The 22076-nt window shown below is 64.3% G+C and carries 18 protein-coding genes; 13 read left to right on the forward strand and 5 right to left on the reverse strand.

Going from position 1 to position 22076, the window contains the following annotated elements:
* Positions 1 to 131: 131 nt before the first annotated feature.
* Together mgtA and FXB41_RS10125 are read left to right on the forward strand one after the other, a co-directional pair.
* Positions 132 to 2630: a magnesium-translocating P-type ATPase gene (mgtA, locus tag FXB41_RS10120; RefSeq protein ID WP_219681666.1), complete on the forward strand. Its 2499-nt coding sequence runs from the start codon at positions 132 to 134 to the stop codon at positions 2628 to 2630.
* A gap of 153 nt (positions 2631 to 2783) precedes the next feature.
* Complete coding sequence (locus tag FXB41_RS10125) at positions 2784 to 3716, forward strand: DMT family transporter (RefSeq protein WP_007596200.1); 933 nt, start codon at positions 2784 to 2786, stop codon at positions 3714 to 3716.
* A 55-nt stretch (positions 3717 to 3771) separates the two neighbouring features.
* Here FXB41_RS10125 and FXB41_RS10130 read toward each other — a convergent pair whose 3' ends face one another.
* A complete protein-coding gene (locus FXB41_RS10130; protein WP_007596202.1) occupies positions 3772 to 4161 on the reverse strand; it encodes a DUF1330 domain-containing protein in 390 nt (129 codons plus the stop codon).
* Positions 4162 to 4266: 105 nt separating this feature from the next.
* Between FXB41_RS10130 and FXB41_RS10135 the strand changes: the two genes are divergently transcribed.
* On the forward strand, positions 4267 to 5202 hold the full coding sequence (locus tag FXB41_RS10135) for a DMT family transporter (RefSeq protein ID WP_007596204.1): 936 nt from the start codon (positions 4267 to 4269) through the stop codon (positions 5200 to 5202).
* A 97-nt stretch (positions 5203 to 5299) separates the two neighbouring features.
* The gene (locus FXB41_RS10140) at positions 5300 to 6277 is read left to right on the forward strand and encodes a Bug family tripartite tricarboxylate transporter substrate binding protein (RefSeq protein ID WP_219681667.1); all 978 of its coding nucleotides are present in this window, start codon (positions 5300 to 5302) and stop codon (positions 6275 to 6277) included.
* A 120-nt stretch (positions 6278 to 6397) separates the two neighbouring features.
* On the opposite strand, the gene FXB41_RS10145 is transcribed toward FXB41_RS10140, so the two are convergent.
* Positions 6398 to 8083: a methyl-accepting chemotaxis protein gene (locus FXB41_RS10145; RefSeq protein ID WP_007596208.1), complete on the reverse strand. Its 1686-nt coding sequence runs from the start codon at positions 8081 to 8083 to the stop codon at positions 6398 to 6400.
* Positions 8084 to 8334: 251 nt separating this feature from the next.
* On the opposite strand from FXB41_RS10145, the gene FXB41_RS10150 reads away from it, so the two are divergent.
* The 8 genes from FXB41_RS10150 to FXB41_RS10185 all read left to right on the forward strand — a co-directional run bounded on the left by FXB41_RS10150 (position 8335) and on the right by FXB41_RS10185 (position 16863).
* Positions 8335 to 9378 carry a C-terminal binding protein gene (locus FXB41_RS10150; RefSeq protein ID WP_219681668.1) on the forward strand — a complete coding sequence of 348 codons (1044 nt, stop codon included), beginning with the start codon at positions 8335 to 8337 and terminating at the stop codon, positions 9376 to 9378.
* A gap of 87 nt (positions 9379 to 9465) precedes the next feature.
* Positions 9466 to 10809, forward strand: a complete 1344-nt coding sequence (locus FXB41_RS10155) for an ABC transporter substrate-binding protein (protein ID WP_007596211.1) — start codon at positions 9466 to 9468, stop codon at positions 10807 to 10809.
* Positions 10810 to 10949: 140 nt separating this feature from the next.
* Positions 10950 to 11906 (forward strand): carbohydrate ABC transporter permease, encoded by a 957-nt coding sequence (locus tag FXB41_RS10160; RefSeq protein WP_219681669.1) that lies wholly within the window; start codon positions 10950 to 10952, stop codon positions 11904 to 11906.
* Complete coding sequence (locus FXB41_RS10165; RefSeq protein ID WP_219681670.1) at positions 11899 to 12798, forward strand: carbohydrate ABC transporter permease; 900 nt, start codon at positions 11899 to 11901, stop codon at positions 12796 to 12798. The genes FXB41_RS10160 and FXB41_RS10165 overlap by 8 nt, the downstream gene beginning before the upstream one ends.
* A gap of 133 nt (positions 12799 to 12931) precedes the next feature.
* Complete coding sequence (locus tag FXB41_RS10170) at positions 12932 to 13900, forward strand: MBL fold metallo-hydrolase (RefSeq protein WP_219681671.1); 969 nt, start codon at positions 12932 to 12934, stop codon at positions 13898 to 13900.
* 50 nt (positions 13901 to 13950) lie between these two features.
* A complete protein-coding gene (locus FXB41_RS10175) occupies positions 13951 to 14955 on the forward strand; it encodes an alpha/beta fold hydrolase (RefSeq protein ID WP_219681672.1) in 1005 nt (334 codons plus the stop codon).
* 21 nt (positions 14956 to 14976) lie between these two features.
* The gene (locus FXB41_RS10180) at positions 14977 to 15423 is read left to right on the forward strand and encodes a DUF6130 family protein (RefSeq protein ID WP_219681673.1); all 447 of its coding nucleotides are present in this window, start codon (positions 14977 to 14979) and stop codon (positions 15421 to 15423) included.
* Between the two features lie 84 nt (positions 15424 to 15507).
* A complete protein-coding gene (locus FXB41_RS10185) occupies positions 15508 to 16863 on the forward strand; it encodes an esterase-like activity of phytase family protein (protein WP_219681674.1) in 1356 nt (451 codons plus the stop codon).
* Between the two features lie 172 nt (positions 16864 to 17035).
* Here the strand turns inward: FXB41_RS10185 and FXB41_RS10190 are convergent, their stop codons facing one another.
* The gene (locus tag FXB41_RS10190) at positions 17036 to 18715 is read right to left on the reverse strand and encodes a mucoidy inhibitor MuiA family protein (RefSeq protein ID WP_219681675.1); all 1680 of its coding nucleotides are present in this window, start codon (positions 18713 to 18715) and stop codon (positions 17036 to 17038) included.
* 167 nt (positions 18716 to 18882) lie between these two features.
* Positions 18883 to 19503 (reverse strand): response regulator transcription factor, encoded by a 621-nt coding sequence (locus FXB41_RS10195; protein ID WP_219681676.1) that lies wholly within the window; start codon positions 19501 to 19503, stop codon positions 18883 to 18885.
* A 204-nt stretch (positions 19504 to 19707) separates the two neighbouring features.
* Here FXB41_RS10195 and FXB41_RS10200 point away from each other — a divergent pair, with 204 nt between their 5' ends.
* Positions 19708 to 20736: an AraC family transcriptional regulator gene (locus tag FXB41_RS10200; RefSeq protein ID WP_007596223.1), complete on the forward strand. Its 1029-nt coding sequence runs from the start codon at positions 19708 to 19710 to the stop codon at positions 20734 to 20736.
* A 1-nt stretch (position 20737) separates the two neighbouring features.
* Here FXB41_RS10200 and FXB41_RS10205 read toward each other — a convergent pair whose 3' ends face one another.
* Positions 20738 to 21949 (reverse strand): NnrS family protein, encoded by a 1212-nt coding sequence (locus FXB41_RS10205; RefSeq protein WP_007596225.1) that lies wholly within the window; start codon positions 21947 to 21949, stop codon positions 20738 to 20740.
* Positions 21950 to 22076 lie beyond the last annotated feature (127 nt).

The following is a 22076-nucleotide window of genomic DNA, read 5'->3' on the forward strand; positions in this document are numbered from 1 at the left end:
AGCACGTCGTTTCAGTCGGCAGATGCCAACGAAGCCAGGCGCTCGCGGCCATCCAAATTGCGGTAGGTCAACAGGTTACACCGAATTTCGAGGCATTTGCCTGACGAGACAATTCGAATCGGGGGCCTTGCTTGTCGGACAGTCCAGCGCACGCCGACGACCGCTTCTGGCATCTTTCACCCGATCAATTATGCAAGCGACTGGGCTGCGGCCTCACCGGCCTGACCGCCGCGGACGCCTCCGAGCGCCTCGATCGCTTTGGGCCGAACAGCGACGCGCGGCCACGCGTCGAGGGGGCGGCGCGCGCGATCATGCGCCGGCTGCTGGAGCCGCTGTCTCTGATTCTGCTGGTTGCCGGCATCGTCTCGATGCTCACCGGCGACGATATCGGCGGGCTCATCATTGTCCTGATACTCGCGCTCTCGATCGGGCTCGACACTGTTCAGGAAGGCCATGCGTTGCAGGCCGCGGAAGTGCTCCGCCGATCGGTTGCGCTCAAGGCCGAAGTCAGACGTGACAACGACTTCCGCGAGATCGACGTCGATCGGCTGGTGCCGGGCGACATCCTGCGCGTCCGTTCAGGCGACATCATTCCCGCGGACGCGCTCATCCTGGAGAGCACAGCCTTCACCGCGGGCGAAGCGGCGCTCACCGGCGAACCCTATCCGGTACAGAAGCGCGCCGGTGCCATCACCGACCCGGACGACACGTCGAATGCACTGTTTCGCGGCGCCGTCGCGCAAACCGGCGAGGCGATCGCGCTCGTCGTCAGGACCGGACGCGACACCGTGTTCGGAGCGGCGGCCTCCGCGCTTGCCGAGGCCCAGACGCCTTCGCCGTTCGAACGCGACTTGCGCGAATTCGGCCTCGTGATCGCGCGCGCCACACTGGCGTTGGTGCTGGTCGTGCTCAGCGTCCGCGTGGTGTTCGGCCGCCCGGTAATGGACTCGCTGCTGTTTGCCGTCGCCCTCGCGGTCGGGCTGACGCCGGAACTGCTGCCGATGATCACCACGGTGACGCTGTCGCGCGGCGCGCTGCGCATGGCCGGCCGCAAGGTGATCGTCAAGCGCCTCGCCGCGATCCACGATCTTGGCGCCATGACCGTCTTGTGCACGGACAAGACGGGCACGCTGACCTCGGCCGAGATCACGCTGGCCAAGAGCCTCGATGCCGCCGGCAAGGACGATGCCCGCGCCGCGCGGCTCGGCGCCATCGCCGCGAAACTCGGCGGCGATCGCGGCTCGCTCGACGCGGCGCTGGTTGCCGGCCAGTCGAATGCCGCACAGGGCTGGACCCTCGCCGGCAGGCAGGCGTTCGACTTTTCACGGCGGCTGGGATCCGTGCTCGCGACCGGTCCCGAAGGCGCGCTGCTCATCGTCAAGGGCGCGCCTGAGGCGGTGCTCGAGCTGTGCGTGATGGATGACGGCGCCCGGACCCGCGCGATCGCCCGCGTGCACGAGCTCGCGAGCGAAGGGCTACGCAGCATTGCGATCGCCTCGCGCCCGTGGACCGGCGCAACCCGCGAAGTCGAGACCGCCGACGAGACCGATCTCGTCTTCGAAGGTTTTTGCGCCTTCGCCGACCCGCCGAAGCCGACGGCCGCGGCCGCGATCGCACGGCTCGCGGCAACCGGCATCACGCTGAAGATCCTGTCGGGCGACGATCCGGTGGTGGTGAAGCGACTCGCCGGCCTGGTCGGGCTGAACGCTGACCGCGTCCTATCGGGAGCCGACATCGCCGAGCTCAGCGACGAAGCACTGGCGGTCCAGGTTCAATCGACCGACGCCTACGGCCGGCTTGCGCCCGATCAGAAGTCGCGCGTCGTGAAGGCCCTTCAGGCCGGCGGCGCGGTGGTCGGCTTCCTGGGCGACGGCATCAACGACGCTCCGGCGCTGAAGGCCGCCGATATCGGCCTGTCGGTCGAAGGCGCGACCGGCGTGGCGCAGGCCGCCGCCGACATCATCCTGCTCGCCTCGGATCTCGAAGTCGTTGCCGACGGCGTCGAAGAGGGCCGGCGCACCTTCGCCAACATCATGAAATATGTCCGGATGGGCGCGAGCTCGAATTTCGGCAACATGCTGTCGATGGCGATCGCCTCGATGGCGCTGCCGTTCCTGCCGATGCTGCCGACGCAGATTCTGCTCAACAACCTGCTCTACGATCTCTCCGAGCTCGGCATTCCCTTCGACCAGGTCTCGCGCGCGGCCACCGCGCAGCCGCAGGTCTGGAGCATGACGCGGCTGGTGCGTTTCGCCGCGATCATGGGGCCGCTGTCCTCGGTCTTCGACTTCCTGACCTTCGGCGCCCTCATCCTGCTGTTTCAAGCGTCGCCGGACGAATTCCGCACCGCCTGGTTCATCGAATCCATGGCGACGCAGATCCTCGTGATCTTCATCATTCGCACCAACGGCCGACCGTGGCGCAGCTGGCCCGATCCGGTGCTGTCCGTCTCATCGCTGGTCGCCTTGCTGGTCGCGATGGTGGTGCCTTTCACGCCGCTCGGTGCCTGGTTCGGCTTTGTTGCGCCGCCACCGCTCATGATGGCCGGCATCGCGGTTCTGGTTGTCGTCTATCTCGCCTGCGCCGAACTGGTGAAGCCGTTTGCGATCCGTGCCGGACTGAAGGGTTGAGCGGGTTCCGGCCGCCGCCGTGCATGGACGCGATGCGCCTCGCGCCATTGATATCGGCCGGATTTCCGTGTCTTTGAACGGGCCGGGTCTGAACCGGCCCGGGTGCCGCCGGGCTGGAGGCTTGGCGCATGACGCGGGGCCACAACGATCACAATGTCCGCCACCGACGAGACCACCGGCGCCGCCACGTCCGGCCACAACTGGATCGCCAACCAGCCTTACCTGCTGCTCAGCATCACCGCGCTGTGCTGGGCCGGCAATGCCATCGTCGGACGGCTCGCCGCCGGTCACATTCCGCCGGTGACGCTGTCGTTCCTGCGCTGGTTCTTCGCCTTCCTGCTGGTGCTGCCGTTCGCCTGGAAACACCTTGCGCAGGACTGGCCCGCGATCCGCGGCAAGCTCGGCCTGATGGTCACACTCTCGATCACCGGCATCGGCGCCTTCAACACGCTGCAATATTGGGCGCTGGAGCATACGCAGGCGCTCAACACGCTGCTACTTCAGTCAGCCGCGCCGCTGGTCGTGGCGCTGTGGTCGCTCGCCATCCTCGGTATCAGGCTTACCGCGGCGCAGGCCTTCGGCGTGCTGCTGTCGATGTGCGGCGTGCTGATCATCCTGCTGCATGGCGATTTCACCACGCTGTCGAATATCGATTTCAACAAGGGCGACCTCATCTTCGTCGTCGCGCTGATCATCTTCGCGCTCTATTCGGTGCTGACCTTGAAGCGGCCGCCGATGCACGGCCTGTCGTTCCTCGCCTTCACGTTCGGCTGCGGTGCTGCCTGTCTCATTCCGTTGGAGATCTGGGAGCTGTCCGCGCGCCCCATGATGAAGCTCGACGGGCCGAACCTCCTGACCCTGTTCTATGTCGCGGTGTTCCCCTCGACGCTCGCCTATCTCTGCTTCAATCGCGGAGTCCGGCTGATCGGCGCCAACCGCGCCGCGCCCTTCTTCCATGTCGTGCCGGTGTTCGGCTCGATCATGGCAATGGTGTTTCTGGGCGAGCACCCCCAGGCGTTCCATTTCATCGGCTTCGCGCTGGTGCTGGCCGGCGTGTTCGTGGCGTCACGGAAGCAGGCGGCATAGGTCCTCCTTCTCCGTCGTAGGAGAAGGAAAGCGCCGTGCCGCGCGGCAGCCAAGGCTACTTCACCTTGAACTTGCTGTACGCTTCGCTGGTCGCAATGATGACGTGCTCGGCGCAGGCGTTGACGCGGTGCGGATCGGCCTCGGTCTCGTAGGCCTCCGACGTCATCATGTCGATGAAAGCCGCAACCGTGGGATAATAGACCAGCGCCGCGAAATCCCAGTCGTTGCCCTGCTGCGGGCCGAGCGCGACCGCCTTGGCGTCGCCGGTCCAGAGCAGCGTGCCGCCGCGCGCCTTGATCATCGGCACTGTGACCGCACTGTAGCGCAAATAGGCGTCCCAGCCGGAACCGTCGCCGTCGCCCGAGCGCGCGTGGAAGCGCATCAGGTTCAACATCACCACCGGTGCATGCCGATCGAGCCGATCCAGGCCGTCGATGTTCAACATATTAACCGCCAATGCCGCCTCCTCTGGTCATGCCTGCATTGTAGCATTGCGGCCGCGTGACTTGTGTCACGACTTAAATCCGGCGCAAGCTCGCGTCGAACGCCAATGACGATCGCTTCGCCCGCGCCACCCGCCTCCAATGCGGCCAGCTGGCTCAACAACCAGCCTTATCTGCTGCTCAGCCTGAGCTCGCTGTTCTGGGCCGGCAACATCGTGCTCGCGCGCCACGTCGGTGCGCATGTGCCGCCGCTGACGGTGACCACGATCCGCTGGTTCGGCGTGTTCCTGATCCTGCTGCCGTTCGCCTGGCCGCATCTGAAGCGCGACTGGCCGAACTTGCGCAAGAGCCTGCCGCTGATGCTGTTCCTGTCGCTGGTGGGCTTTGCCTTCAACAACGCGATCTCGTACTGGGCGATGCAGTACACGGAGGCGCTGAACGCGCTGCTGATCCAATCGGCCGGACCACTGTTCGTGGCGCTGTGGTCGCTGGTGCTGTTCGGCGTGCGGCTGACCGGTGCGCAGCTCGCCGGCATCGGGATCTCGCTGCTCGGCGTGCTGATCATCATCCTGCGCGGCGATCTCGCCGCGCTCGCGAGTATCAGCTTCAACAGGGGCGACATCATGTTCGCCTCCTCGCTGGTGGCGTTCGGGATCTACTCTGCCTTCATCCCGCGGCGACCGAAGATCCACCAACTCTCATTTCTCTCCTTCACCACCTGCTGCGGCGCGACGATGCTGCTGCCGACCGCGATCTGGGAAGCCTGGAGCGGCCGCGTTCTGCAACTCGACGGGGTGACGCTGGCGACGCTGGGCTACATCCTGATTTTTCCCTCGACGCTGGCCTATCTGTTCTTCAACCGGGGCGTGGCGCTGATCGGCCCGAACCGCGCCGCGCCGTTCTTCCATCTGGTGCCGGTGTTCGGTTCGGCGATGGCGATCCTGCTGCTCGGCGAAAAGATCCAGCCGTTCCACCTGATCGGCTACCTGCTGGTGCTCGCCGGCGTCGTGATCGCCTCGCGCCAAGGGTCTGCGGTGAAGTAATTCCGCACCGCGAGACGAGGCGACAAACTCGCGCCTTCCGATTTCGACGAGGAGACGCTAGGTTCCCCGCCAACGAAAAAAGAGGGAACGACCAGACATGCTTTCAGCGTTGATCCGAAACCTGCGTGCCATCGCCACGGCCGCCCTTTGTCTCGCTGGCGCATCCGCTGCGCAGGCCGACAATTATCCGAGCCGCAACATCACGCTGGTGCTGCCGTTCGCGGCCGGCAGCGGCACCGACACCACGACGCGGCTGATCTCGCAGCATTTGTCGCAGGCCCTCGGCGTCGGCATCGTCATCGAGAACAAGGCGGGCGCCAACGGCATGATCGCCGCCACCTATGTCGCGCGCGCCGCGCCCGACGGCTACACGCTGCTGGTGACCACCAACACCACGCATTCGGCCAATCCCTATCTGCTCAAGAGCCTGACCTACGATCCGGTCAAGGACTTCACCCCGATCGCGCGCACCGGCGACCTGCCCTTCATGCTGGTGATCCACCCGGAGGTGCCGGCCAAGACGGTCGGCGAGCTCATCGCCTACGGCAAGGCCAATCCGGGCAAGCTGAGCTACGCCTCGGGCTCGTCCTCGGCGATCGTGTCGGGGGCGACCTTTGCGCATAATGCCGGGCTCGACCTCCTGCACGTGCCCTACAAGAGCTCGCCGCCGGCGCTCAACGACGTCATGGGCGGCCGCGTCTCGATGATGTTCGTGGACATCCTGACCGGCCTGCCGCATGTCCAGGGCAACGCGCTACGCGCGCTCGCCGTCACGACAAAGGACCGCTCGTCGCTGGTGCCGAACCTGCCCTCGATGCAAGAGGCCGGCGTGCCGGACTTCGACATCTCGTCGTGGCAGGGCTATTTCGGCCCCGCCGGCATGCCCAAGGAGATCGTGACGCGACTCAACGCCGAGATCCGGAAGATCGTCGAGAAGCCGGAGATCAAGGCCCAGCTCGCCACCCTCGGCATGGACGCGTTTTCAGGCACGCCGGAACAGCTCGGCACGTTCGTGAACGAACAGCTGGTGTTGTGGGAGAAGCTGATCCGCGAGGCGGGAATCGAGAAGCAGTAGGGCGGTCTCGTAGGGTGGGCAAAGCGAAGCGTGCCCACCGAGAAGTTACCGCGAACTCAAAAAGAAAAGGTGGGCACGACGCTTCGCGTCTTTGCCCACCCTACGAATTCAGTGCAAGCCTTACGCTGCGCGCACCTTGGCGAGGAAGCCGTCGACTGCGCTGCGCAGCGCGCCCGACTGGCTGTCGAGCTCGCGGGCGTTGGTGAGCACGTCGCTTGCCGCCGTGCCGGTCGCTTCCGCGGCCGAGGTGACGCTGCCGATATTGGCGTTGATCTCGTTCGATCCGGCCGCGACCGACTGAATGTTGCGGGCGATCTCGCGGGTCGCCTCACCCTGCTGCTCGATCGACGCGGAAATGCCCGCGGTGATCTCGCTCATCTCGGCAATGGTCTGGGTGATGCCGCCGATGGCGGCGACCGCATCGCTGGTCGAAGTCTGCATCGCCGCGACCTGGGCGGAGATTTCCTCGGTCGCCTTGGCGGTCTGGTTGGCGAGGGCCTTGACCTCGGAAGCGACGACGGCGAAGCCGCGGCCGGACTCACCGGCACGCGCCGCCTCGATGGTGGCGTTGAGGGCGAGCAGATTGGTCTGCGCCGCGATCGAGTGGATCAGCTTGACCACCTCGCCGATCTTCTCGGCGCCGGTGGAGAGTTCCTGCACCGTGGCATTGGTGCGCTCGGCGTCGTTGACGGCGCGGCTCGCCACTTCGGTCGAGCGGGTGACCTGGCGCGAGATTTCCGCAACCGAGCTCGACAGCTCTTCGGCAGCCGCGGCGACCGTGCCGACATTGCCCGACGCTCTCTGCGAGGCCGCGCCGACGGTCGCCGCACGCGAAGAGGCGTCGCTGGCGGTCGCTGTCATCGATTGCGCAGTGGCTTGCATGCCCGTCGCGGCCGAGGAGACCGAGCGGACGATGCCGTTGACGCTGCGTTCGAAATCGCTGGCGATACCCTCCATCGCGCTGCGACGTTCCGCCGCGACACGATCCTTGGCATCGGCTTCGGTTTTCTCGAGGTCGCGAATGCGCAGTGCGTTGTCCTTGAAGATCTGGACGGTCGACGCCATTGCGCCGACCTCGTCGCCACGGCCGACGCCGGGAATGTCGCCCTCAAGCTTGCCCTCGGCGAGATCCTTCATGCGGGCGCCGAGCAGCGCCAAGGGACGGCTGATGCTGCGACCAAGCCCCCAAGCGACGCTGCCCGCGACGACGACGATGCCGAGCATGGCAAGCCCGAGCAGCCAGTAGATCGGGACCATCTTGGCGTCGATATCGTCGAGATAGCCGCCGGTGCCAAGATACATGTCGAAGCCGGGCACGGCCACCGCGTAGCCGATCTTGCGGATCGGCGTTTCCTGGCCGGGCTTCATGAACTCGTAGAAGAGCAGAAATTCGCCGTTGGCCTTGACGCCATCCATCCATTCCTTGGAAAGATTGCGACCGTTGGTCAGATTGCTCATGCGGTTCAGGCCGACCTGCTTGGGGTCGGGCGCAAGCTGCGTGATGCCGTCATACGAAGTGCCGAAGAGGTAGCCCGCGCCCTTGTCGTAGGTCATCGCGTTGCCGAGCAGACGAAACTCGGCCATCGCCGCGTCCTTCGTCATTTCGCCGGCATCGACTCGTTTCTTGAGAGCGAGGGCCATGTTGCGGGCAACCTCGACGATGGCCTTGGTCTGCTCGACGCGTGCATTCACCATCTCGCGCTTCATCAGATAGCCGGCGAGAAATCCGGAGATGCACAGGCCGAACAAGGTGACGCCGACGAGAATGCCGAGCTTGGGGGCGATCTTCAGATTGCTCAATTTCACGGGATGGCTCCGGCAACAAAAGGACAAGGACGCACGAGCGAATCGATCGCAATTGAAACAACTTTTAGTGGCGACCCCTTAGCAACCTGTTACGGAGCGCCCCGTAAAGGCACGGAGGAAACGTCGGGGCCGTCGCACAATCGCCGCCACGGCAACCGCCGATTGTACGCAACCGCCCCGATTTCGCGTAAAAGACGCACAGACTCGCGCAAAGTCCGGGTCACAACAAGAAACCAAATCGGGAGCAGGAAATGCCGAAATACAGGGTGGTGACGCCGAAGGGCGCGAGCTTCACGGTCGCGAGCAGCGATTATTCCTACGAGCGTGAGGCGCTCGATCCGATCGACGCCGAGATCGTCGAGGCGCCGGCCGACGAGGCCGGGTTCATCGCCGCCGCCAAGACTGCGGACGCCATCTACGCCAAGGGCATCCCGATCACCAAGACCATTATCGACGCGCTGGAGAACTGCAAGGTCATTACGCTCGGCTCGGTCGGCGTCGACAGCGTCGACATCAAGGCCGCGACCGCGCGCGGCATTCCCGTCACCAACATCCCCGACACCTTTATCGAGGAGGTCGCCGACCACGCCATGATGCTGCTGCTCGCGGGCTTCCGGCGGGTGGTCGAGCAGGACCGGATGGTGCGCAGCGGCCGCTGGGCCGAGGGCCGGCCGGCGTTGTCGAAGATTCCACGGCTGATGGGCCAGACGCTCGGCTTCATCTCGTTCGGCCGCGTCGCGCGTGCAGTTGCGAAGCGCGCAGCTCCCTTCGGCCTGCGGATGATGGCCTACGATCCCTTCATCCAGGAAACGCTGATGTCCGACCACGGCGTGATTCCGGCGACGCTGAACGAGGTGTTGTCGCAATCCGACTTCGTCTCGATGCACGCGCCCGCCCGGCCCGAGGTGCATCACATGCTCACCGAGAAGCACTTCCGGCAGATGAAGAAGGGCTCGGTCTTCATCAACACGGGCCGCGGCGCCACCGTGGACGAGGAAGGCTTGATCAAGGCGCTTCAGGAGGGCTGGATTGCCCATGCCGCCCTCGACGTGCTGGAGAAGGAGCCGCCCTCGCACAACAACCCCATCCTCGGCATGGAGAATGTGACCCTGACCGCCCACGTCGCCTCCGCCTCGGCACGGTTCGACGAGGCGCGCAAGCGCCGGGTGGGCTACGAATTGTCACTGGTGCTTCAGGGCATGTGGCCGGTAAGCTGCGTCAATCCGTCGGTGCTGCAAGACACCGCGCTCCGCCGCTGGCAACCTGTCAGCATGGACCGCGGCCCGAACAGCTAGGCGGGCGGCCGCGAAGGCGCGCCGGCAACCGGAAAGACCCTTCACCGGCGATCAACGCCGGGAAGGGAAAAACATAGGGAGGAACCGATGAGGAACGACATCACACGTCGTGATGCCTTGGCGCTGGGCCTGTCCGCTGCGACAATCGCGGCAACCGGTGCTCCGGCGAATGCCCAATCCACGATCAAGGCCGCGGACGTCCCCGCACCGAAACTGCCGATCGAGAAAGGCGCATCCCTGCGCATGCTGCGACCGGTACGTTTCGTCCAGGCCGACGAGGATGTGTTCCGCGCCAATGCGGCGAAATTCACCAAGGAGACCGGCGTCGAGGTCAAGGTCGATTTCGTCGGCTGGGAGGACATCAACCAGCAAACCGCGGTGACCTCGAATTCCGGCGCCGGTCCCGACATCATCATCGGCTTCTCCGACGCACCGCACATTTACGTCGACAAGCTGATCGAGCTGACCGATGTGGCCGACTACCTCGGCAAACGGTACGGCGGCTGGCTGCCGCTGGCGCAGCGCTACGGCAAGAAGAACAAGAGCCCCATTTGGATCGGGCTGCCGTTCGGAGCCACCGCGGGTCCCGTGATCTATCGCAAGTCGATCCTGCAATCGGTCGGCTTCGACAAGGTGCCGGAAGACCATGCCGGAATCCTCGACCTGTGCCAGAAGCTCCAGAAGGCCGGCAAGCCGGCGGGCTTCGCCCTCGGCAATGCCAAGGGGGACGGCAACGGCTTCGCAAGCTGGGCGCTATGGTCGCACAACGCGGCCCTGCTGGACGAAGAGGGCAACGTCATCATCAACAGCAAGGAGACGATCGCCGCGCTGAACTGGGTCAAGCAGCTCTACCCCACCTTCATCGCCGGCACGACGTCCTGGAATGACGTCAGCAACAACCGCGCCTACGCTGCGCAGGAGATCGCGCTGACCGCCAACGGCGTCTCGCTGTATTTTTCGCTGAAGAACGATCCGGCGACCAAGGCGATCGCCGACGACAGCGAGCATCAGTTGCTGCCGAAAGGCTTGGCCAAGGTGTCGCCGATGGCGGGCCTGACGCTGAACGCCATGGTGTTCAAGCACAGCCAGTATCCCAACGCCGCAAAGGCCTTCCTGCAATACATGCTGGAAAAGGACCAGTACGAGCCGTGGCTCAACGCCAATTCCGGCTATTGGGCCCAGCCGCTCGCGGCCTATGCCGAGGCCGCGGTGTGGTCGCAGGATCCCAAAGTGAAGCTGTTCAAGAACACGATGAACAGCACCTATTACGACGGCTACGCGGGCCCGATCTCGACCGCGACCGGCGCCGTCAGCGCCGACTACGTGCTGATTCAGATGTTCGCGTCCGTCGCGACCGGCGCTGCCACGCCGGAAGCCGCGGCCGCGGAAGCCGAGCAGCGCTGCAAGCGGTACTTCCGGCGGCAGAAGTAGCGCCCGACGATAAAGCGACCGTCATGGCGAGGAGCGAAGCGACGAAGCAATCCAGACTGTAACTGCGGAGACAGACTGGATTGCTTCGCTTCGCTCGCAATGACGGATGTGGTGACAGCCTAAAACAGGACGCCTGATCGATGTCCGTGACCACACTTCCCACTCTCGCCCTCGCACGACGGCAGCCCTCCTGGCTGGCGCGCCTGTTCGACTACAAGCCGTTCCTGATCGTGATGTGCCTCGCACCCGCGATCGGGCTGCTTACGGTGTTCCTGACCTATCCGCTCGGCCTCGGCATCTGGCTCGCCTTCACCGACACCACGATCGGCAGAAAAGGCATCTTCGTCGGCTTCGAGAATTTCCAGTATCTGCTCACCGATTCCCTGTGGTGGAACGCGGTGTTCTACAGCGTGGTCTACACGGCGATCGCGACCTTCGGGAAGTTCGCGCTGGGGTTCTGGCTCGCGCTGCTGCTCAACAACCATTTTCCATTCAAGAGCCTGTTGCGTGCGATCATCCTGATGCCCTGGATCGTGCCGACGGTGCTCTCCGCGCTGGCGTTCTGGTGGATCTACGATCCGCAATTCTCGATCATCTCCTACCTTCTGGTCGACGTGCTGCACTGGCGCACCACCAATATCGACTTCCTCGGCTCGCCCTGGCCGGCGCGCTTCTCGCTGATCGCCGCCAACATCTGGCGCGGCATTCCCTTCGTCGCGATCTCGCTGCTGGCGGGCCTGCAGACCATTTCGCCCTCGCTCTACGAGGCCGCGATGCTCGATGGCGCCAGCGCCTGGCAGCGCTTCCGCTACATCACCTTCCCGATGATGATGCCGATCCTCGCCATCGTCATGACCTTCTCGATCATCTTCACCTTCACCGACTTCCAGCTGGTCTACGCCATTACCCGTGGCGGCCCCGGCAACTCGACCCATCTGCTCGCCACGCTTGCCTTCCAGCGCGGCATTGCCGGCGGCGAGCTCGGCGAGGGCGCGGCGATCGCGGTGTCGATGATCCCGTTCCTGGTGTTCGCGACGCTGTTCTCTTATTTCGGCCTGGCGCGCCGCAAATGGCAGCAAGGAGAGAGCAATGACTGATACAGTGGCGCAACCGGCCGTCGCCGACGCGAAGGCTGTGCCGGACACCATGGCCTGGGATTCCGGGCTGCGGCGACTGATGATGATTTATCTGCCGCTCGGCTGCTTCGTGCTGATCCTGCTGTTTCCGTTCTACTGGATGGCGATCACGTCGTTCAAGCCGAACGCCGAGCTGATGAACTACCGGGAGCACAACCCGTTCTGGATCTCCTCACCGACGCTGGCGCACATCAAGCACCTCTTGTTCGACACCGCCTATCCGCGCTGGCTGTGGACGACGATGCTGGTCGCGATCGGCGCGACCACGCTGTCGCTGATCGCGAGCACGCTTGCCGCCTATGCGATCGAACGCTTGCGCTTCCGCGGCAGCCCCTATGTGGGGCTGGGCATCTATCTCGCCTATCTCGTGCCGCCATCGATCCTGTTCATTCCGCTCGCAACCGTGGTCGTGCAGTTCGGCCTGTTCGACAGCCCGCTCGCCCTCATCCTGGTCTATCCGACCTTCCTGGTGCCGTTCTGCACCTGGCTCCTGATCGGCTATTTCAAGTCGATCCCCTACGAACTCGAGGAATGCGCGCTGGTGGATGGCGCCACACGGCTCCAGATCCTGCGCCGGATCACGCTACCGCTGGCGGTGCCCGGCCTGATCTCGGCCGGCATCTTCTCCTTCACGCTGTCCTGGAACGAGTTCATCTACGCACTCGCCTTCATCCAGAGCGGCGCCAACAAGACGGTGCCGGTCGCGATCCTGACCGAGCTCGTCACCGGCGACGTCTACCAGTGGGGTGCGCTGATGGCGGGATCACTGCTCGGCTCGCTGCCGGTTGCGATCTTCTACTCGCTCTTCGTCGATTACTACGTGTCGTCGCTGACCGGCGCGGTAAAGGAGTAACTCGCGGCTGAGCGCAAGCGCAGTCGATCGTGCTATCGTGATAGACTGCTTGCTGCATTGGCCCCACGCTCCATCGTGACAGCGGGGTCGATCATTGGCGCCGTCGATTGTCGCTCGAGAAAGCGAAAATTGCATGCGTTCGCCAAAGCTCCCGTCGTTATCCCGACGCGGTTTCTGCCTGTGTTGCGTCGGCGCCGCAGCGTCCGCCGCTTCGGGATGGCTTAGCCCGAGGCAAGCCTACGCAGAAGCGCGAGGCATCGTCAGCCTGATCAAGGACAGTGCTGCGGTATCGCCGATTGTCACGCACAAGCTCCGAAACAACATCACCGTGCTGGAAGGCTCCGGCGGCAACATTGCCGTGCTGACCGGGCCCGACGGCAAAGTCCTGATCGATGCGGGCATCCGCGTCTCACGTCCACAACTCACCAAAGCGCTGGCTGATCTCGGCGCCGATCCCGTCACCCATCTCGTCAACACCCACTGGCATTTCGATCATGCCGATGGCAACGAATGGCTGCATGCAGCCGGCGCCAAGATCATTGCCCAGGAAAACACCCGTAAACATCTTGCCGAAGTGCAGCGGGTCGAGGATTGGGACTACAATTTCCTTCCGCTCGGCGCGGGCGGAATCCCCAGCGAAGTCTTTGCCGACAGCCGCGAGCTTAAGCTCAACGGAACCTCGATCGGCCTGAAGTATTACGGGCCCGCGCACACCGACAGCGACATCTCCGTCACCTTCGCAGAAGCCAATATCATTCATGTCGCCGACATGTTCTGGAACGGCATCTATCCGTTCATCGACTATTCGACCGGTGGCAGCATCGACGGGATGATCGCTGCATGCGACGCCAATCTCGCGGCGATGGACAAGGACACGATCGTCATCGCCGGGCATGGCAAGCCGGTGGGCAACAAGGCCGAATTCCAGGCCTTTCGCGACATGCTCGTCGGGATCCGCGACAACGTCGCGCGCCTCAAGAAGGAGGGACGAACGCGGGATGAAACCGTTGCGGCGAAGCCGACCGCGGCGTTCGACGCGATATGGGGGCAATTCGTGATCGATCCCGGCTTCTTCACCCGGCTGGTCTATCAGGGCGTTTGAAAAATCCCTCTCGGCCGTCGACGAACTCATCGTATTGAAAGGACATTGACATGAAAATCGTAGAGACCACATCCAAGCCATCGCTCCTCGATCGTCGTCGTCTCGTTCTTGGGTTGTCCGGAGCGGCTGTCGCAGTTGCTTCCACGGCAGCATCCGCGAAGCCGGAGCGCGACGAACACGCCGCCGCTGCCTATCCGGTCACTTATCATCGAACCAAGATCGTCGACGGGATCAAGATCTTCTATCGCGAGGCGGGTCCGAAGGACGCTCCCGTTGTGCTGTTGCTGCACGGCTTCCCGACCTCCTCGCATATGTTCCGCAACCTGATCCCGGCATTGGCCGACAGGTACCACGTGATCGCTCCCGACTATCCCGGATATGGCCAGAGCGAGATGCCACCGCGCGCGACACTTAAGTACACGTTCGACCGTTTCGGCGAGCTTGTCGGCGGCCTGCTCGACCAGCTCGGCGTCACCCGCTACGCGATGTATGTCATGGATTACGGAGCTCCCGTGGGCTGGCGCCTGGCGCTCAAGAATCCAGAGCGTATCAGCGGCCTGATCGTGCAGAACGGCAACGCCTATGACGAAGGGCTGAAAGAGTTCTGGAATCCGATCAAGCAATACTGGGCCGACGGATCCGATGCCAGCCGACAGGCATTGATGAAGCTGGTGACGCTGGAAACGACGAAATTCCAGTACACCGACGGCATGTCCGACGTCAGCCGGATTTCACCCGACAACTGGGTGCAGGATCAGGCGCTACTCGACCGTCCCGGCAACAGCGAAATCCAGATGGACCTGTTCTACGACTATCGGACCAATTTGCCGCTGTATCCCGCGGTGCAGGCCTACTTCCGCAAGCACAAGCCGCCGACCCTGATTGTCTGGGGCAAGAACGATTTCATCTTCCCGGCCGATGGCGCCCATCCCTACAAACGCGACCTGCCCCAGGTGGAATTTCACCTCATCAATACCGGCCATTTCGCGCTCGAGGACAAGTTCGACGAAATGGTCCCATTGATCCGCAACTTCCTCTCCCGCAAGATCGCCTGATCAGTCCGGAAGGAAACGGACATGTATGCCGCTCTCGACTGCATGGCCGTTCTGGCGGCCTCCACTTTGTTCGCAGCAGCCGCCGTCGCCCAAACCGCCAGAGACGTGCGCGGCCCATCGCCACTGGTCGCGATCGAAAATGAGGCGCCTGCGCGGTTGATCGTCGATCCGCCGCTCGCCGACCAGTTGGCGCAGGGTCTCGTCTTCATCCAGTACACCACGGAGAATCTCCGCGTCGTGCCGGTGTTTGGCAAGGGCGCGCTCGACGTATCGCCGCGCATTGGCCACGTCCATATCACGGTCGACGATGCGCCGTGGCATTTTGTCGATGCCAGTGGCGAGACCGTGATCGTGGTCGGACTGAAGCCAGGACCCCACAAGATCCTGTTGGAGCTGGCAGATCCGACGCACCACGTGATCGACAGCAAGTCCGTCAGCTTTGAGATTCCCACACCGCTAAAAAAATGACCGTCGGCCGCGGCGTTTGGCCCGGTTTCACAAAACTGCAATGCGCGATCCGCATAAGACGGCCTCCGTTAACAGGAGACGCACATGCGCGCGACTTTTCTTGGCACCGTCGCAACGATCATTCTCACCGCGAGCTCCGCGCTCGCGCAGAGCGAAGGCGAATTCCCGGCCAGGCTCGCCGGCCACGTCGTGATGCCGGCCGCCACGTTCATCGACGCGCCCGCTGATGCGCCCGCCGATCTCAAGACCTCCGGCAAATACACCACCGGAAAGCGCGTCGACGCGCTCGGCACGGTGATGGGCAAGTCCTATGAGCGGGCGACCGGCTTGTCGCTGCCGTTCAAGGGCCAGCCGCTGCAAGGCCATTCCGGCATCAAGTCGATGGGCGACGGCACCTTCTGGGTCATCACCGACAACGGCATGGGCGCGCGCGCCAATTCGCCGGATTCGATGCTGTACCTCAACCGCTACAAGATGGATTGGGCCGGTGGCAAGATCGAGCGGCTGGAGACCGTGTTCCTGCACGATCCCGACAGACGCGTGCCGTTCCGCATCGTGCATGAAGACACCGAGAGGCGCTATCTCACCGGCTCCGACTTCGACACCGAAGGCTTTCAGATCATCGGCGACACCTTCTGGATCGGCGACGAGTTCGGCCCCTACATCCTGAAGGCCGACAAGACCGGCAAGATTCTCGGGCTGTTCGAGACGGTCGCCGACGGCAAGCCGGTGCGCTCGCCGGATCATTGGGCGGTGACGACCCCGGGCGCGCCGGGCGCGACCTACACCAACGTCAACCTGCGGCGCTCCAAGGGTTATGAGGGCTTCGCCTCCTCGAAAGACGGCAAGTTTCTCTACGGCCTGCTCGAGGGGCCGCTGTGGGACGCCGACAAGAAAGACTGGGAGAAGGCCGACGGCAAGGAAGCCTCGCGCATTCTCGAATTCGACGTCGCCGCGGAAAAGTTCACTGGCCGCTACTGGCAGTATGTGTTCGAGCAGAACGGCAATGCCATCGGCGACTTCAACATGATCGACCCGGCGAGCGGTCTGATCATCGAGCGCGACAACGGCGAAGGCACGCCCGACAAGGCCTGCCCGCAAGGCACCCGCGGCGAGAACTGCTTCCCTGATGTCGCCAAGTTCAAGCGCGTCTACAAGATCGAACTCACCGACGCCAATGTCGGCAAGCCCGTGCGCAAGATCGGCTACATCGACCTCCTGAAGATCAGAGATCCCGACAACAAGGCGAAGAAGCCGCTCAATGATGGCGTCTACACCTTCCCGTTCTTCACCATCGAGAACGTCGATCGTGTCGACGAAACCCACATCATCGTCGGCAACGACAACAATCTGCCGTTCTCGTCCAGCCGCGATCCCAACAAGGCCGACGACGACGAGTTCATGCTGCTCGATGTCGCGGATTTCCTGAAGGCGAAGTAAGCTGACGCTCTTTCAACACAGTCATCGCCCGGCTTGACCGGGCGATCCAGTAATCCGCGGCGCCAGCGATTGAATCGTGACGCCGCGGCGTACTGGATGCCCCGCCTTCGCGGGGCATGACAGGGAGTGAGCGAGCGCGAGCTAAGACAGCATCGTACTTCGGCGCCGCCCATCAACCCGCCGGCACGATCACCATGCTCTTGTCCTTCGGCCAGCGAATGCGCCAGGCGAAATTGATGTCCTTGACCTCGCCGGGCTTGGCGTCGAACGACCATTCCAGGACGCCGCGCCGGTCGCGAATGTTGCTTGCGGTCGGCGGCGTGGTCGCAGGCAACATCTCGACGAGGATGTCCTCGTTCTCGCTGACCGGCAACTGATCCTCGATCGCGATCTTGATCGGGAAGTCGTGACCATTGCGGATTGTGGTCTTGAACGAACGCTCGTCGGTCTTCGAGGTCGTGACCAGGAGACCGGCCGAACCTTCGTTGCGCTTGAGCACCGCGCGCTCGATCCTGACCTTGTCGTCGGCGCCGAAGCCGAGCCGCACGATATCGTCCTTGGCCGAAGCCGAGAGCTTGCCGCGGCCGACGAAGGTTCCATCGCGATAGATTGCGACCTTGCCTGGCAACAGGCTCGTGTCGTCGGCCTGCTTGAAGCTGGCTTCGAGGAAGGCGGTGGGATCCATCACCGGAGCCGCGCGCACCATGAGATCGGCGGGCACGGTCATCGAGGCGATGCGCAGGCTCTTGGCGCCCTCGGCGGGGGCGAGGCTGACGCGGCCGGGAATTTTGTAGGTGGCCTGGAAGTCGCCGATCTCGGCGACCGCCTGCTGTTCTTCGGCGCGTTCGGCAAGATCTTCCCTGGATCGGCTGGCATAAGCCGGAGCTTCCATCTTACGCTGCATTGGCGCCGCCGCAGGCATTGCCGAATCCGAAAGCGAACCCAGCGCCCGCGGCTTCGGCACTTGCGGATACTGCGCGACCAGCGAATTCAGCTCCGGCGCGCTGCCGCCGCGGCCGATGCGGACCGTGGAGACGCCGAGCGTGACGTTGGACCAGTCCTCGCCGGTCGATTGCGTGACTTCGGCACGGCGAACCAATTCGAGCTGCGGCTTGCGATCCTTCGCGCCGGTGTCGAGGCGGGCGTCGTAGAGCGGCAGCCAGCGCGCATTGCGCACATTGTAGGTGACCCTCAACGTCGCCTTGGTTGCTGCCGGCACGGCGATGTCCATGCGGACTTCGAGCTTGCTCGGCGGCTTGGCCTTGCGCTCGATTTCGAGCTGGCCGATCTGCCGATCGATCTCGCGCATCTTGCGCGTGGCGTCGCGAACGGCGGTATCGGCGCTCGCAATTTCCTCCCCGACGGTGGCAAAGGCCGTGCGCCATTCGGCAATCGGCCGCGCCTCGCCCTTGTCGCCGATGCCGGCGGGCGATGCTTCCGCAAAATGCTCCGCGAATTTGCGCCGCGCATTGGCCGAGTCGATCGCGCCTTGCAGGTCGGCGCGCTGGTCATTCAGCGCCTCGATGCGCTTGTCCAGCTCCGGCAGATTGACCGGCGCCGCACGTGGCGTTCGCGCATCGATCGTGCCGATGGTGAGCTTCGCTCCCCCCTCACCCTCCACCCGGATCGAGGAGGTGTCGAGACCAAGCGGGAAGTCCTTGGCAATGAGCGTCGAGTCACCAGACGGCAGGTCCACCGCGATGACGCGGGTGACGGTCGCGCCATCAGGGTAAACCGTGACGGTATCGATGGCCGATGTGGCGTCCAATTCGGCAGCCCATGACGACGACGCGAAGGCCGTGGTCACCAGAACCAGGCTCGTCGTTGCCAAACATCTTGCGGTGATGCGCATCAAGTCCCTCCTCCAAGTCATCGCCGCCGCCAGCCGGACGCGCGATCCAATGCCTCGCCAACATGGTTGGACGCGGCAGGGAAGGAACTGGTTCGATTGAGGTTTCCGTGGGGCGCCGCCGCGGCGGCAGCGGGGCCCGGAACGGGTCGTCGGCCGCGACGGAGCCCTTAATCCTGAGCGGACGACCCCTGCCCGAAGATGCGGCGAAGCAGGTCCGTCACGTTCTTCGCACCGGCCTTCCTCAGAATACCGGCGCGATAGCCCTCGACCGTGCGCGCGCTCAGATGCATGCGCCGGGCGATCTCCTTGTTGGTCAGGCCGGCGGCGAGATGCTCGAGCACGTCGCCTTCGCGCGCGGACAGGGGTTCGCAGCCGGGCAACCAGCGCTGCCGGTTGGAGGCGGGCTGCGCGAACTCGTCGATCGCGGCATCGATCCGGTCGACGATGTCGCGGGTGCGGAACGGCTTCTCGATGAAGTCGGCCGCACCGCTCCTGATGGCGTCGACCGCCATGGCGATGCTGCCGTTTGTCGCGGTCACCAGCACCGGCGCCATGCAGTTTTCCTCACGCAGGCGCTTGAGCACGTCGAGACCGGAGCGATCGGGCGGCATCTCCAGCATCACGCAGGCCGGCATCCGCGCCTTGGCCTCCGAGAGCAGAGACGCGCCGTCGGCGAAGCAGATCACGTTGTATGCGCTCTGTTGGAGCGCGGTGGAAAGTTGTTCGCGGGAGGCGGCATCGGTGTCGATGACGAATACCTCACCCTTGGAAAGCATGTTCCCAGGCATAATTCCGATCCAGCAATGTCTTTTGGTCAAATGGTCCGAGACAGCAGCGGGGCCTCGTCGCGCCGCGCCGTCATATGCACGGCATTCACGCCCGTGCTTCGGTTTCACTTATGTATGTTCCACCCGGTTCCCGGATTTGACGGATCGGGACATAAATTTTACATTTCGGGACATCTGCGGGAATGGCTGGCAGGAACGGTTCGCATGACCGACCTCATTCGCAGCGCGGGCTTGAGCTATTACCCGGAGGTCGCCCGGTCGGTCGGGCTCGACCCCAGACAGATGATGCGCAAGGTCAGGCTGCCGCTGGCCTGCCTCGACAAGCCCGATACGCCCATTGCCGTCACCGGCCTGCGACGTCTGCTCGAATTGTCGGCAGAGGCGTCCGGAGCCGAAGATTTCGGCTTGCGGCTTGCCGAGCGCGGCGGGCTGACCAATTTCGGCGCGGTCGGCCTGATCGTGCGCGAACAGGCGACGGTAGGTGAAGCCATCGAAGCCTTCTCGCGCTTCATCCCGATCCATCACGACGGCATGAAGCTGGACGTCACCCGCGACAAGCAGACCGTGACCGTCACGCTGCACCTGCGCGGCCGACAGCCGACCGCGCCGCGCCAGTCGATCGACATGGCGCTCGGCAGCGTCCACCGCATCATCCAGTCGCTGTTCGGCAGCGATTGGCGGCCGCAGGAAGTGCACCTGCATTACCCACCGCCGCACGACCGCAAGCGCTACCGCGAGTTCTACGGCTGCCGCGTGACTTTCAATGCGGAGGACGATTCGATCCTGTTGTCGGCGCACGACATGGAGCGCCGGATCCCGAGCGCGCATCCGCTGATCGCGAGCTATCTGCGCAAGCGGATCGAGGCGATCGAGACGCGGCCGGCAAGCTGGGAGGAGAAGGTCGACGAGGTCGTGCGTCTCCTGCTCGCCGGCGGCGACTGCACGGTCGAGCGCGTCGCCGAGCACCTCGCCTGCACCCGCCGCACCGTCCACCGGCACCTCGCCGAAGCCGGCACCAGCTTCTCGGCGATTCTCGACGCGCAGCGCGCCGATCTCGTGGTCCAGCTGATCGATAATCCCGGCCGGCCGCTGGCCGACATCGCCGTGCAGCTCGGCTTCTCCGCGCAGAGCGCCATGGCCCGCTGGTTCCGCGGCCATTTCGGCTGCACCATCACCGCATGGCGCAAAGGCGTCAGGCCATTGAAATCGTCGACCGTGGCGACCGCAGCTTGAATCAGCGTGCCGGGACGGGCACGCCCATGATGGCGAGGGCGCGGCGAGGGCTGCCGGCGAGCAGCGGGCCGAACGCGATGGCAAAGCCGAGGAACGCAACGATCCACCCGCAGGCGGCAAGGTGCAGCAACGCATCGCTGTGCGCAGGCCAAACCACCGCCGCGACCCGCGCCAGCGCCGCAACGATGATCGCGGCATAGATGGCCTGTGTCGCCGGCGAAGCTGTCAGCGCCTGTCCAGTATGGCCGAGACTCGCACGGGTCATCACCGCGAGCGTCATGGTTCCGGCCGCGCCGGCCATCCAGGCATGGACGCCCGCGCTCGGCGGCAATTCGCCGACGACGGCAAAGGCATGCAGGAGGAAACCGAGCGGCACGAAGACATAGCCGATATGGAGGATCAGGAGCAGCCGCTCGCGGAATGTGCGGTCACCGGCCCAGCGTGCGAGCCGCACCAGATGGAGCCCGCCGACAAGCGCCATCGCCACGCCGGTGAGGGTGCTCAACGGCGCCACAATCCACGCGATGATCGCAATTGCGCTGCACCCGATCACCACACCGTCAAAGCGTCCGAATGGCACCGGGAGGCGGCCGGGGTTGAACTTGACCAGCCAGTTGCGGGTGAAGCTCGGGATGATGCGGCCGCCGATCAGCGAGATCATCAGCACGACCACGCCGATGCCGACGCGGATGCCAACATCGGCCGCACCCGCATAATGCGCTTCGAGATGGAAGCCGACATTGCCGGCGAGCAGCACGAGCACCAGCACCACCACAGGAAGGTTGCGCCAGTTGCCGCCGGCGATGATCTCGCGCGTTGCTGCAGCGACGACCAAGGTCAGGAAGGCGGCATCGACGGCAAGCGCAAACGCCCAGCCGATATCGGCGGACAGCGTCACCGCGACGCGGCCGGCGAGCCAGACCGCCAGCAGCGCGCCCAAGGACGTCCCCTGGATCGGCAGCCGCCCGGTCCAGTTCGGAATCGCCGTGAACAGGAATCCCGTGATCACCGCCGGCAGGAAGCCGTAGAGCATCTCATGGACGTGCCAATCGCGCGGCGCGAAAGCCGACGTCACCGACAATTCGCCGTAGAACATCGGCAGCCAGGCCAGGATCGAAAGCCCAGCCTGGATGGCGGCGAGCAGGAAAAAGGGCCGAAAGCTGTTCGCAAACAGCGGCCAGCCCTCAAAGTTGCGGGATCGGGCGCCAGCCATGGGTCAACTCCAGTCGATTCAAATCGTCGCCTGGAAAAATACTGCCGTCCGGCCGGCTCGTTTTTGAGCTATCGCAAACACCCTGACGATTGCAGGTGTCATCACACTTCCAGCGCCAAGGAGGCAG

This window comes from Bradyrhizobium canariense (genome assembly GCF_019402665.1).
Lineage (GTDB): Bacteria > Pseudomonadota > Alphaproteobacteria > Rhizobiales > Xanthobacteraceae > Bradyrhizobium > Bradyrhizobium canariense.